This window comes from Exilibacterium tricleocarpae, from assembly GCF_007004655.1.
GTDB classification, from domain to species: Bacteria; Pseudomonadota; Gammaproteobacteria; order Pseudomonadales; family Cellvibrionaceae; genus Exilibacterium; species Exilibacterium tricleocarpae.
This window is the reverse complement of the sequence record NZ_ML660102.1, coordinates 100,938-114,755: the sequence shown is the minus strand read 5'-3', so window position 1 is coordinate 114,755 and position 13,818 is coordinate 100,938. Positions and strand designations below refer to the sequence as shown.

Sequence of the window (13,818 nt, the reverse complement as noted above, 5' to 3'; positions counted from 1 at the left end):
TTTTGTGCTTGTTGGCGCTGCCAGGGTTTTGCATTGGCGCTGCCGCCGCGAGTCCTGCCACAAAGAATGCTATTGCCGATGAGCGATTGGAGGATGAGATGATTATCATCGGTAATCCCATCGGCTCGCTGCGGCTCAACGACCAGTCATCCACCGCCAGTCGCCTGGGGCTGACCGCGCTGGAAACGCCGGCAACCATTGAGATTATCGATGGTTCCGTGATGCGGGCGCGGGGTTACAGCAAACTTTCCGACGCCGTGCAGAGCCTGCCCGGGGTCGTGACCGGGGAGCATCCCACCGCGCCGTCGACTTTCTCGGTGCGCGGCTTTACGCGGGGGCAGATTACCGTGCTGCGCGACGGCCTGTGGATCGGCCCCAGCACCATGGTCATGCGACCGCAAAATACGTTTAATCTCGAACGGGTCGAGGTGCTGCGCGGGCCGGCCTCTGTGATCAACGGTATCGGCTCGGTGGCGGGAACCGTCAACGCCATTACCAGAAGTGCTGAAGTCGGGATGGAAAGCAGCACCAACCTGCTGTTGGGCTACGGTCGCTATGACTCGCGACACCTCGGCCTGGGCAGCCAGGGCGGCCTCGGGGAAAACGCTTGGTTTAATGTCGATATCAGTCGTTACGATACGGATGGTTATGTGGACCGCACCGATAGCTCATCGACCAACCTGACCGGCAGCCTGCTCTGGCAGCCGACCGAGGCCATTTCCCTGAAGTTCGGCGCGGATTATCTGAGCGATGATGTGGGCAGTTACTTCGGCACACCGCTGGTGCCGGCCGAGGTGGCACGTGATCCGCTGGATGTCGTCTCCACCGGCCGTGGAGAAGTGCTTGACGGTGCCATGCGGTTTAGAAACTACAACGTGGACGATGCCGTCGCCGATTCTGACCAATTGTTCCTGCGCCTGGATTTCCAGTGGCAACTCAATGACAGCATGACGCTTAAAAATACCTTGTATCAATTCAGCGCCGATCGCGAGTGGAGAAACGCCGAAGGCTATGCGTACTGCAGGCAGGTGGTCGATGTCTGCACTCAAGTGGGCGAAATTCAACGCTACTACGGTTATTTCCTGTTGGATCACGATCAGGATTTGCTCGGCAATCGCCTGACGGTCAACATCGATTCGCAGTTCGGCGGCATGGAGAGTCGCTTCGTTGCCGGCCTCGAAGCCATCGATATGGATTTTGAACGGAGCCGGGGCTTCAGGCGTGGGGTCGCTCAGGTGCCGGGTGACGGCGTAGACGCCTTCAACCCCGAACCCGGTCGCTACGGCCCGGAAGAGTTGCGCGGCATCAGCCCCACGGATATCAGCACGCTGGCGGCGTTTTTCGGCAACGCCCTGCAGGTCACCGACACACTGAGCCTGGTTACCGGACTGCGCCACGAAAACCTTGACCTCGACCGCCGCAATTTCAATGCCGAGGGCGTAGAGGAAGCAAACGGTTTCTCGCGGCAATACAGCTGGTGGAGTTGGCGCATCGGCGCGGTCTATAACTTTACGCCCGATATCGTCGGCTATGCCCAGTACAGCAATGCCAAGGACCCGATCAATTCCAACGTCTTCCTGGTCAATGCCAACCAGAATTTTGATTTAACCGATGCCAAACAGTGGGAGGTGGGCCTCAAAGCCATCTGGCTGGATGGCAAAGCGGAGTCGACGCTGGCTTACTATGACATCGAGCGGGACGATGTCTTTGAACGTTTTGCACTTGACAGCGCTACCAATGTGGGCGGGCGCGCCTCTCGCGGTGTTGAGTTCTCCACGACAATGAGAGTGGCGGAACAGTGGCGGGTCGGCACTAACGCCGCTTACACCAATGCCGAGTTCCGGCGCTCGGCCAATTTCCAGAGTCTTGCCGGCAACACACCTCCGAACGTACCGCAGTGGACGGCCGCCTTGTGGACGAGTTATCAGGACATTGCCGATCTGCCCCTGGAAGTGGGGGTCTCGGTGCACCACGTGGATGATCGCTTTGGTGATAACCCCAATACCGTCACCTTGAAATCCTACACCCTGACAAACCTCTTCTCCGCCTGGAAAGCCGACAACTTCCGCATTTCCGCCCGGGTGGAGAACCTGTTTGATGAGGATTATGTGCCCTGGGCAGATGTCTTCTATTTGCAGCAGGACGATCCCGGTTTTATCTACGCCAATCAACTGTTGCTCGGATCGCCGCGCACCTATCGATTGATGTTCGAATACCAGATTCAGTAGAGGGCAAGGCATTGGAGAGCCGGCAATGAATATGTCGAGAACGCTGGAGCAGGCGTGGTCCTGGCGGCGCGCCTGTAGGGTCGCCGGGATGACGGCGGTTTCCCTGGCACTGCTGATGGGTGCGGATTCGAGTCGTGCCCAGGGTTCCCAGGCTGGCGCTGAGCGCGGCAGCGAGGAGGTTTATCTGCCGGCTTTCTTTTCCGAGTACGCGCCGCAAACCGCGCTGGATATGGTCCTGCGGCTCCCCGGGTTTGTGCTGGAAGAGGAAGAGGATATCCGCGGTTTTGGCGCCGGCGCCGGCAATGTATTGATCGACGGCACCCGGCCCACCACGAAATCGGGTGGCATAAAGGACGCCCTGCAGCGCATTCCTGCGCTCCAGGTCAGCAGGATTGACCTGCTGCGGGGCACGGCCGGCGCCGTTGACGCCGCCGGCCAGTCTATCGTGGCAAACGTGATCCGGCTCAGGCAGGCAGACGCCAGGCGGTGGCAACTGACGGTGGAGCGGGCGGCCGATGGTGAAGTTTACCCCAAGGGTGAGCTGACACTGTCCCAACACCTGGGGCAGTGGGAGTCGGCCTTGAAAGTCGATGCCATGTGGGAGCGGCAACCGCGGGAAGCCGAGATCACGGCTCGCTCGGGGGATAACGAATTGCTGTGGACACAGGTCGAAGACCGCCCCAGTTTTCTCGGCGAGGTTTTCTTCTCCGGCGAGGCGCGCCGCCGGTACGGGCGCCGCGAACTCAGTGTCAATGCCCGCTTGGGGTGGAGCCGGTATATGCCGGAGACGCAGCGCGCGGGCTACAGCCGGCGGATGCCGGAGGGGCGCCCCGATAGCGTGTTTAGGAACGAACGCGACAGTCAATACTATGCCGGGGAACTGGGTATTGATTGGGGCATGCCGCTGGCGGGCGGCTGGCAGTGGCGGCTGATCAACCTCAACAATACGCAGAACTGGTTTGTGGATGCGGATTCCCGGACCGAAGCGCCACTGTCGATTTTTGCAAGCGGCTCGCAATTGCGGTTCGACGAACATAAAACCGAAAATGTCCTGCGCACCGCGTTCAGCAGGAAAGACTCGGTGCCGGCACAGGAACCGCTCGGCATTCTGCGCCAGGAATACGGTGCGGAATTGGCCTATAACAACCTGGAAAGCTGGTTGAAGTTGCGGCCCACCGATGCCGCCGGGCGGCCCCTGGAAAATACCCGCGACAGCTATGCCAAGGTGATCGAACAGCGCGGTGAAGTTTTCACCAACCTGACCTGGAAATTGTATGGCCTGACGGTTGAGACCGGTCTGGCCGCGGAGTATTCGCATATATCTGTTGCAGGCGACAGCGACGACGCGCAGTCGTTGTTTTATCTGAAGCCTTCCCTGGGGCTGATTTACAACGACGATGAACAAACGCAGTATCGCTTTACGCTGCGGCGTTCGGTGGGACAGTTGGATTTCAGCGATTTTGCCGCCAGCGCTGACCTGGTCAACGACCGGCAGTTTTCCGGCAACCCGCAACTGCGCCCCGAGAGAAATATCCGTGCCGGGCTCGCTTTTGACCGCCGTTTTGCCGCAAAAGGTGCCTTCAGCGTAGAAGTCTACCAGGAGTGGCGCAAGGATGTTCTCGAGCAGATCGTACTCCCCTCCGGTGACCAGGCTCTTGGCAATGCCGGTCGCGCCAGGGTACGCGGTCTGGCATTGAGCGGCAACCTGCCGCTGGAACCGCTGGTCCCCAAGGGCCTGGTAGAAATAAAAGCTGATATTGTGGACTCCCGTTTTGATGATCCGGTTACCGGACAGACCCGGGAGCTGACCGAATTGGAGAGCCCGCTCGTGCAGGTGGATTTTCGCCAGGATTTCAGCAAAGCGGGGGTTTCCTGGGGGTTGGGCTATGAAAGCTATAAGGAAAGTGAGGAATACTTCGTCAACGAAAGTAACTTCTTTCGAACGCAGGGACGGTGGAATGCGTTTATCGAGACTGTGCGTTTTAGCGACTTCAAATTGCGGCTGGCGGCGAGAAATATCGGTGATGAACGCCAGCGGTGGCAACGGCTGGTTTACGCCGATAACCGCAACGGCAGCCTGATGCAGCGAGAGGACACGCGGCGCGAGAGGGGGGTCTTCTTCAGCGTTACCATCGATGGCCGGTTTTGAGTCCTCTTCAGTGTCATGGGCTCAGGTGGCCAGTTCCCAAGCTTGAACAGCTTGGCGAAATTCCCGCAACTGTGCTCAGCGGCATAGCGATACTGTGATAAGTTCTACTATATCGTCCTCCCCATTTATTTATACTGCCTGGCGTTAACCGGAAGCAAAAAGCAATAATTGAGTAAACAACACTTACAAAAATACACTGCTCGAAAAACGGGGCTATGGGTGCTATGCGCAACGACGAAAAATCGATACATCACGTTCTTTTGGTATCAGCGAGTTTGGTACTGACGCTATTATCGACGGTAACAGCGGCTCAAGAAACAATACTATTCGACGATTTCAATTACAGTTCAACCGGTGAACTCTCTGCCAACGGCTGGCATATAAGGAACTACATTGGCGGCCCTGGCTTATCGAATGGAGGATGGAGTACACAGAACATCTCTTTCGTTGACACCGGGGTCAAGAAATCCATGCGTTTGAAGGCCGGTACCAACGTCAACGGCGGCAATATCGTGAATAGGGCGGCTACTTCAGGTCAGTCTACACAAGCCGAAGTGTCGCGGGTGGAAGAGGAATACAAAAACGGCACTTGGGCAGCTCGCATGTTCTTTACTGACGCCCCATCGGTCGGGCCCGACGGCGACTCGGTCGTGCAGGCATTTTTCGGGATAACGCGCTACATTGAGGGCAGTGAGCCCTACAGTGAAATTGATTTCGAATACCTGCCAAATGGCGGTTGGTATACCGGATCATATGAACCCAGCATGTGGTCAGGCACATACCGTATCGTTGACTTTAGCGATCCGTCCAACCACGCAGTTACAAGAACCACGGGGTCTCTGCAGGGCTGGCACGATCTCGTTATGCAAGTGAGGGACGGGCAAATAGATTTCTTTATTGACGGCCAGCATCAAACAGGCTTTAGCGGTTCGGTTACGCCCGATTACCCAATGTTCCTCATGTTCCAAATCTGGTTCAGCAACGATTGCTTCGACCTGTCCTGCACGAAGCGAGGCTATCTCACTGACTCCAACTACCGGGAATACTACCAGGATGTGGATTGGGTTTATTTTGAAAAGGACACTATTTTATCTCCTGCTCAGGTACTGCAAAATGTCCAGGATTTACGTGCACAGGACATTGACTTCGTCAAAGGCAACAAACCCGCCGGTGGCGGTAGTACCACGCAAAGGTGTAACTGGTGGGGAACGATCTATAATATCTGCACGCATATCGAGACCGGCTGGGGCTGGCAGAACAATGCTGACTGCGTTGGCATAAACACCTGTGCGACCCTGCCGCCGCCCTACGGCATCATCGAACAAGGCAGCGCATTTTCCCGGCTTATCCAAGCCGAATCTTACAGTAATATGGCCGGCGTGGACGTTGAAAACACAACCGATACAGGGCAGGGGCAGAATGTAGGCTGGATCGATACGGGTGACTGGATGAGCTACTACGACATTGCCATCCCAAGCACCGGCTCTTACCGGGTTGAATATCGTGTTGCCAGTATCAACGGCGCCCGGCTCTCTCTCGATCTCAACGGCGGCGATCTGGTATTAGGGGCAGTTGATATACCTGCCACCGGCGGTTGGCAGAGCTGGGAGACGGTATCCCATACGGTTACGCTTGCAGCCGGTAGCTATAATGTTGGTATTTATGCGCTTTCGGGTGGATGGAATATAAACTGGTTTAGGATTACCAAGGTGGAGTAAGGAAAACCAAGGCAGGTAAACTCGTTGGCAGGGCTCTGCAGTGCCTTTCTTGGCAATAACCGACTTCATTACCCTAATGCCATTCGGCAGGTCTGAGGTCGGTTGGTCCTGGCTGCGTTTGTAGCGTGTGCATTGTCATGACAAGCCCTGGTTACCGAATCAAGGTAGAATCGGCGGGTTTCAATCCCACTTCAGTATTTTAGCCAGCGCTTGCTGATATTGTCGGTCGACTGCCGTTCCCACGTCCATCTGTTGACTGCTCATGATCGGAGACGGCGTTTGAGGAACGAGATAGTCAGGAATAATCGCTTCATGGAGAATATCCCGCTGGTCAGGGGTTATTAAACGTCCGACAGGAAACATCAAGGCCGTATTGTTTGCCAAGGGCGTTAGTGTATGGAGGAGTCCCTTACCATAGCTTTTTTGGCCGACAATTATGGCTTTGTTATTGGCGCGCAGGGCGCCGGCGATAAGTTCAGCGACACTGGCCGAGCCTTCATTTTGCAGAATGGCTGTAGGGCCTGTCCAGACGGCCCGATCCGTCGCATAGTATTCCCGCACAGTTCTCGCTTGACCTGCTCTGAGCGTGGCAATCGGGGCGCCTTTTTCCAGGAACAGATCGGCAACCGCGAGGCCGTCGGGGACGCTGCCGCCGGGGTTGTTGCGCAGGTCCAATACCAGTGCGTCAGCGCCCTGGCGGAGCAGGGATGAAAGGCCGTTGCGGAAATCGATGGCGGAATCTTTGGCAGCGATCAAGTATTGAATATAACCGATCGTTTTATCATCAAACTGTTGTGTAAAGGTACGAACGGGTGATGGAATGTTCCGGGCCGCTTCACCGGGGACCGAAAAGGTGAGAGGGACACTGTCGCGAAGAATATCCAAAGATAAGTCCAACCCCGGCGCCACTCTCAATTTTGACATCGCTTGTGCAAGAGACAGTCCTGCTGTAGGCACACCATTAATTTTTATAACTTGATCCCCGCTTCTGAGCCCGGCTTTAGCGGCCGCGGTCTGTGGCAGGCAGGTGACAATAGTCAGTACTTTTGTGTGTTCATCGATATCAATAGATAGCAGCTCAATCAGTCCAATCCCCATTGGTAATTGACCCGATACTTCATTCAGGAAAAGTGCTTTCTGTGCCTCTGTTAACAAACGGACAGCGGGGGCTTCAAGGGTTTCCAGCATAGACTCGATTGCCGCATGCTCGTCATAAAGTGTTTGATAGTTCTGTAAAGTAAACTGTCGTTTGGTATTGGCCCACTTTTGTGAATTAAAGCCTTCTCCACCAAACTTGTCGTTTATAACAGTCCAGACGTGAGAGATATGCGTGTTACCCTGTGTGCGATTGTCAGGTGTGGAGTCGATAAGACTCCCCTGGCAACCCGCCAGTAGGAAAACCAGGGTGGTGTAGGTGAGGGTGTTGATGACAACTCTGCTGGTCAAAAGTCTATTCCATCTTATCTTGCTGCGGGGTATCTAGTGTGGGGAAAAATGTTTCCAATGGCCATATCTCCTTTTGGTTTCATGCCTGTTATCGCGATTACCGCGTCGATCATAACGGATTGTGTGTTTGCACTATATAGACTCTTGCTGCATTGGTTGTACTGAAATTGCTTTTTTCAACGCTTTCTAAATTGTCAAAATATGAGCCTATACGGCCGGCCCCGGTCAATGCGCCAGGTGCGCGTAAAGCCCGGTCAATTTTTGGCAGGCCAGATGCCCGCCACACCGGTATATAATGCCTGTGGCGTCGGTCCGGATTAACAGGGTGCGAACACGGATTGGTCTGCTTGGCAAATAGCAAATAATCGCCAATGAGGTGTTCACCTTACCATTGTGCTGTCAGTTGACGTCACAATGGTTTGTGGGTTCTGCTGCCATGGGGTTGTAGTCGGCGTTTATAGCAACGACGTTTACAGAGGGTATGTTGGTTGTTGCTTAAAGAGCAGACTGTTTCTTTTACCTATGCGGACGGTATTTTCGTTATCGAGTACGGTCAAGCAAAAGCCTGCTCTGATAGTCTCTCCGGGTTACTGACGTAAACGAGGCCTGATTCCAGCCGTATCAGCCCCTCACTCTGCAGTGCGTGCAGTTCTTTGTTGATACTCTGCCGGGAGGCTCCCACCATTTTACCCAACTCCTCCTGGGAGAAGCGCGGGCGGATAACGATGCCGTCGCCCGCCGGTTCACCGTAGGCGCTGACCAGCGCCTGCAACCTCCGCAATAGCTTCTGGCGTAAACTCAACAGGGCGGCCCCCTCAATCATTTCGAGGGTCAGGCGCATGCGCCTGCACATAAGTTGGAGAAGCTGTTCATTAATAGAGGGGTAGTCTTTCGACAAGGCGCGGAATATTTGCTTGGGCAGAAGTCGCAGGCACGTTTTGCCCTGCACGTTGGCGGAGTTGGCGCGAGGCGTACCCTCGATCAGGCCGACTTCCCCGAAACAATCGCCAGGTCGCATAACAAACATCAGGATTTCTTTGCCATCGGGCGACATGACCGTGAGGCGCACCAGGCCCTCGACCACTTGATAGAGCGCCTCCGACGGGGTACCCGCCAGGTAGACGAATTCGCCGTCGCTGAAGGTGCGTGTCGTCATTGTATTGACAACAGCCTGTTTGGCCGTGTCGGGCAGGGCATCAATCCAGTTGAAGTTGAAACTGTTTTTGTCCAGCAAATGGCGCCCCCTTGCAACAATTACGCGCTGCGGTATCTAGTGGCTGAGTATGATGACAGAAAGAGTAAAACAGCGACTACAGGTTGACAATCAATAACTGTCACTTGCTTGACACAGGTCGCGGTAATTGCGGTGTAGGCTGTTCAGGTAAAGCCTCATTGCAAAGCAAAGGACTCAATAGCAACAACAACAGGCTCTAAATCGCTGGTTACAACCGGTTGTGATGCTGAGGATTCAGGTTCGGCAGGCGATGGACTAGCCGTAGTGGGCGGCTTGTCGGTTTTGCGTCCTCACGGTTTTGCGTCCTCACGCAGGAAGTACAGTAACGCCTAACCGGTGCCCGCACCCGATAACGTTAATATTTGGAGGACAGGTCCTATGAGCCAGCTGATCGAGGAGTTAAAGGGAAAACTCGACGCCCCGGCGATGATAACAGGCGCCGATCTGCAGCAACGCCCTGGCGATATGAGCGGAAATCTCTGCCGGGCAGAGGCCATTGTGCGCCCGAAAACAACAGCCGAGGTTGCCGAGATTCTGAAGCTTTGTAATATTCATAATCACCCTGTGGTCACCATGGGCGGGCTTACCGGTTTGGCTGGCGGTTGTGCCACCCGGCCCGGCGATATCGGCTTGTCGATGGAGCGCATGACCGGTATTGAGGAAGTTGATGTCAAGAATCACACCATGACGGTACAGGCCGGTGTACCCTTGCAGTCTGTCCAGGAAGCTGCGGCGGAGGTCGGGCTTATGTTTCCGGTGGACCTGGGGGCCCGGGGCTCTGCCACCATCGGTGGCAATATTGCCACCAATGCAGGTGGTAACCGTGTATTGCGCTTTGGTATGACGCGGCAGTTAGTACTGGGCATCGAAGCTGTGCTTGCGGACGGCACTGTTATCAAATCTTTGGGTAAAGTGCTAAAGGACAATAGCGGCTACGATCTGAAACAGCTTTTTATCGGCAGCGAAGGTACGCTGGGCGTTGTTACCCGCGCGGTGTTGCGGCTGATTCCCGAGCCGCGCAGTCAGAACACCGCATTGGTGGCGGTACCCGATTTTGAATCGGTTATTGCGTTGTTACACCGGGCCAAATACTGCTTGGGGAGTAACCTGAGTGGTTTTGAGCTTATGTGGGACTCCTTCTTCCAACTGGTCATGGCCCACCGCGACAGGCATCGGCCTCCGTTTGCCGATCAGTATCCATTTTATGTCTTGATAGAGACCCTGGGTTCCGATATCGATACGGACGCCGCGTTGTTTGAGAACGCTTTGGAAGATTTTTACGCCGCTGGCCTTATCGCCGATGCCGTGGTCGCAAAGTCTAATACCGAGAGAGATGCACTCTGGGCGATTCGCGAGGATGTCGAGGCGCTGATTAGTTTATATCCGATGTTTTTGTTTGATATAAGCCTGGCACTCGACAACATGCAAGCCTATCTCGCAGATATCAATGACAGTCTGAAACGGCGCTGGCCCGAGAGTCAGTGTGTTGTCTTCGGGCACTTGGGCGATGGCAATTTACATCTGGTTGTAGCGGTGGGTGATGGCGAGCCCGATACCCGTACGGCGGTCGAAGAGATTGTTTACGGTACTTTGCGTGATTACAGCGGCGTTGTATCGGCCGAGCACGGTATAGGTCTGGAGAAAAAAGACTACCTTTCTGTCACCCGCAGCGATGCGGAAATTGCAATGATGAAGTGCCTTAAGCGCGCTATGGATCCGAAGAACTTACTCAATCCAGGCAAAATATTTGCGCTTTAGAGGCGGTCGGTGTGTCATCGGGAGCGAACGGGCCTGATGGGATTTATACTTTCATCGAGGCAATGTGCCGGATGACACACGGGACTTTTCCCATATCCACGGCCCGCTGTCGTTCCGGGCTGGATGTACAAAGTTCGCTATGCATTCCAGCTTGGTCGTGCACGCATGCCATTCGCCCATTTACCGACATAGGCGCAGTCTTCGGGGACGCCAAGGTCGAAAATATCAGCGATGGTCAGGGCCGTCATTCCCTGCACGTCAGCAAAAGTAAAATTATCGCCTGCGATAAACGGCCTGCCGTCTGACATCTCTTGATCCAGCCACTTCCACCTGTCGGGCATGGCTCTTCGCTGTGTTGCAGCAAATGCCGGCACCTGCTCGATAACCTCCTCAAACAGAGGTAAAGTGTGGCGCACCATCAAGCCGACGGTGAGAAAGATCTGCTGGTAGATGCGTTGGCTCCACATTTCTATATGGCCCTGCTCCTGCGCATGGGTGCCCATCAGCGGATTTTGTGGGAAGGCGATATCGAGATACCGACAGATGGCGTTGCTTTCCGTGATAACATGCCCATCGTCCAACACTAAAACCGGCACTTCACCCAGAGAATTGAGGTTGCGGAACCACGGCGCGCGGGTGTCTTTACCGAGCTCCACTGTTTGACGGGGGACCTCGATCCCCTTTTCCTCAATGAATATACGAACCCGCTTGGCATTGCCTGCATTGGCGTCGTAGAGTTTCAAAACAAGTCTCCTAACGTAAAAAGTGGTAAACCAGCCAGGCCCCTGCCCAAAGGCAGATGATGTGCTGCGAGATGATGGACGAAAGCCCGATAAAAGAAGAGGAGTGCTCCTGTCAGCGTTGAAGTGACGGGTAGGGGGGAATTATCAATCATGGCGTCCAGCCTCTATTGTTTGGGTTGTTTTCGCTGCCGCAGCCAGACTCATTTGCCGTCCTCCGTGTCCGCTCGGGAACTGTCATTGTGGCCCAGGAATGCCTCGAGGCGTTCCAATGTGCCTTCCCAGAATTGCTGGTGGCGGGATATCCAGTCCCCGGCTTCGTCCATCGGTGTCGTTACCAGTTCGAAGCGGTGAGTGCGGCCTTTGACCTCCCGGCGCACCAGCCCCGCCAGTTCCAACACCTTCAAATGCTTGGATATGGTGGGCTGCGCCGCAGCAAAGGGCGCGCATAATTCGCCGGCGGAACAGGCCCCTTGGGTCGCCAGGGTTGAAAGAATTTCCCGGCGCGTTCCATCGCCAAGCGCGTGGAAGGTTCGATCCAGAGTTGTTTGATAATGTATAGCCATTTGGCTATATTATGCATAATAGAAAATTAGTCAATCCCTAAATGCAGCCTTGCGGTGTTTTCGTGTCGAGTATTGGGCCGGCGTCTTACCGGGTTTGCTGTTGGGAATGCAAGCCAACCCCTGCATATACTGATCCGGGTAGGGGCTTGGCCGGCGCCGCTATCGACCACAGTGTGGGTTGGGGCAGTCTTTGGTATTGTGCCTGGTGCAGACAGAGGCGATATCAACATCGCAGTACTGGCAGAGCTGGTCATTGCTCGGCAAGATAATCGTGTCATTTTCGATATGAAAGCCTTGATTCTTAAAATGTTTTAACGTGCGTGAAAAGGTTTCGGGTTTCATATCCAGATAAGACGCAATCATAGCTTTATCGTAGGGTAGTTTAATACTGTTCTTGATTCGATTATTGCATTCACTCTGATTCATTAACGTTTTCAATAAAAACCAGCCGACCCGTTCCGTTGTACATTTGAGTCGAACCATTTCGACCTGCTGTATCAGTAATTGCGAGCGGTGGGATAAGTTGGTTAACATATTAACAGCGAATTCGTTGTCATCGCGAATTAACTGGCGAACCATAGCGGCGGGAAAACTGATCAACGTCGCTGGTTCGGCTATTTGCGCACTAAGTGGATAGGGCGTATTTAAAAAAACAGCGGAGCCCACGATCGCATCGCCACTGCTTAGCATCTGCAGAATGGTTTCCTCGCCAGCCGCGGTGCCTTTATAGAGTTTGACCCAACCCTCCAGGATAATATAGAACCGGGTGGGTTGCTCCCTTTCCAGAAACAGAATCTTGCCTTTTTTATAAACCCTTATGTGTGCAGATTGAATTAATTGGTTGAACAGCGAATCCTGTAAGTTGGAGAAAAAAGGCAGTGTCTTGAGAAAAGCGATGGCTCGGGGACTGACGCCGCCCGGTTCGACACCATGGCACGCTGCGCCCTCTTTTGCCGATAGTCGACTTTTGGCCAGTGTGTCGATAAGCAGATTCTCAACCTGATGCATACCGTCAATTTTTTTCGTCATCAGCATGTACCAGAATTTCGCTGTCATGCTATTGAGGAGTTTCTCTTTATTAATACTCTTTCCCGAAGCATCTCCCAGGGCCCGGTGTACTGCCTCAATGGTTTCATCGGTATCCGGTGTCTGGCGGCTATTGAGCACGTTGTTAAGACATGCTTGCTGAGCCGTATCAGCGAGGGCAAGAAAGGTTTCCTTATAGGTTTCCTGTTCAGCAACAAGTACTTTTAATTCCTCGACGAATGTCTCTTGATCGGCCGCCCGGTGTGAAAACCCGAGTACACCCGTAGCGCGCTCTCTGCCAGTGCGTTCTTTCCACTGGATAAAATTGCTATAAGCACTGACATTGCAGGAGTCCGTATGCGGATCAAATAACGCGATCTCCACCATAAACTCCAGCAGGGGGGCAATAATATCGTAGGTGTAAAAATGAATAATGCTGTAGGGCGGGGAATCGGCTGCATTAATCGTAGAGCGCTGTTCGCTGAGCTGTTCTATCTTCTTTATTCGGTAGTTGAGTTTGTCAATGGTTTTTATCTGCTGCTCCCAACGCTGGGCGGCTTCCTTTAGTTTTATCAAGGTCTTGTCCGTGACCTGAAACTGGCGCATCACTTCGTTAGAGCCTTCCTCCCCTTCGCTTCCCCAGAATAAAGCCATGTAGCCGCGTTCTTTTTGCAGCTCATGGACCATATCGCCAGTCAAAGTTAACACTTCTTTCATAAAGTTCGCCCCGGCTCAGGTTCTACTAAGCGAATACCGGTGATCTTAATCTATTTGAACATACGGGTCTGAGGGCACTTGTCCCGCCTGAGAAAATACCGATAGTTTTATTGGTAACCATTTGATTTTAATAGCTTTAATGGGAGCGCTGCTCGACACGGTAGTGGCAGTATAACATGCCGGGCAACAGGGGAATATGTCGCTGAGGGCAGGCGCAGGGCTTCAAAGGCCTACCG

At 54.1% G+C, this 13,818-nt stretch carries 9 protein-coding genes; 4 read left to right on the top strand and 5 right to left on the bottom strand.

The genetic code is table 11. The features are described 5' to 3' along the window. Positions 1 to 98 precede the first annotated feature (98 nt). From FKG94_RS21355 to FKG94_RS21345, 3 genes are all read left to right on the top strand, one after another. On the top strand, positions 99 to 2,228 hold the full coding sequence (locus FKG94_RS21355; protein WP_179957751.1) for a TonB-dependent receptor: 2,130 nt from the start codon (positions 99 to 101) through the stop codon (positions 2,226 to 2,228). Positions 2,229 to 2,253: 25 nt separating this feature from the next. Then, a complete protein-coding gene (locus FKG94_RS21350) occupies positions 2,254 to 4,377 on the top strand; it encodes a TonB-dependent receptor plug domain-containing protein (protein WP_142928979.1) in 2,124 nt (707 codons plus the stop codon). Between the two features lie 224 nt (positions 4,378 to 4,601). Continuing rightward, complete coding sequence (locus FKG94_RS21345) at positions 4,602 to 6,095, top strand: carbohydrate-binding protein (RefSeq protein WP_246125303.1); 1,494 nt, start codon at positions 4,602 to 4,604, stop codon at positions 6,093 to 6,095. 180 nt (positions 6,096 to 6,275) lie between these two features. On the opposite strand, the gene FKG94_RS21340 is transcribed toward FKG94_RS21345, so the two are convergent. Both FKG94_RS21340 and FKG94_RS21335 read right to left on the bottom strand, forming a co-directional pair. Then, positions 6,276 to 7,541 carry a S41 family peptidase gene (locus FKG94_RS21340; RefSeq protein ID WP_142928978.1) on the bottom strand — a complete coding sequence of 422 codons (1,266 nt, stop codon included), beginning with the start codon at positions 7,539 to 7,541 and terminating at the stop codon, positions 6,276 to 6,278. A 553-nt stretch (positions 7,542 to 8,094) separates the two neighbouring features. Continuing rightward, positions 8,095 to 8,775, bottom strand: a complete 681-nt coding sequence (locus tag FKG94_RS21335) for a Crp/Fnr family transcriptional regulator (protein WP_142928977.1) — start codon at positions 8,773 to 8,775, stop codon at positions 8,095 to 8,097. A 378-nt stretch (positions 8,776 to 9,153) separates the two neighbouring features. Here FKG94_RS21335 and FKG94_RS21330 point away from each other — a divergent pair, with 378 nt between their 5' ends. Continuing rightward, complete coding sequence (locus FKG94_RS21330; RefSeq protein ID WP_142928976.1) at positions 9,154 to 10,533, top strand: FAD-binding oxidoreductase; 1,380 nt, start codon at positions 9,154 to 9,156, stop codon at positions 10,531 to 10,533. Positions 10,534 to 10,670: 137 nt separating this feature from the next. Here FKG94_RS21330 and FKG94_RS21325 read toward each other — a convergent pair whose 3' ends face one another. From FKG94_RS21325 to FKG94_RS21315, 3 genes are all read right to left on the bottom strand, one after another. Then, positions 10,671 to 11,276 (bottom strand): glutathione S-transferase family protein, encoded by a 606-nt coding sequence (locus tag FKG94_RS21325; RefSeq protein WP_142928975.1) that lies wholly within the window; start codon positions 11,274 to 11,276, stop codon positions 10,671 to 10,673. 200 nt (positions 11,277 to 11,476) lie between these two features. Beyond that, positions 11,477 to 11,839: an ArsR/SmtB family transcription factor gene (locus FKG94_RS21320; protein WP_142928974.1), complete on the bottom strand. Its 363-nt coding sequence runs from the start codon at positions 11,837 to 11,839 to the stop codon at positions 11,477 to 11,479. Between the two features lie 159 nt (positions 11,840 to 11,998). After that, positions 11,999 to 13,582, bottom strand: a complete 1,584-nt coding sequence (locus FKG94_RS21315) for a nitrate- and nitrite sensing domain-containing protein (RefSeq protein WP_142928973.1) — start codon at positions 13,580 to 13,582, stop codon at positions 11,999 to 12,001. Positions 13,583 to 13,818 lie beyond the last annotated feature (236 nt).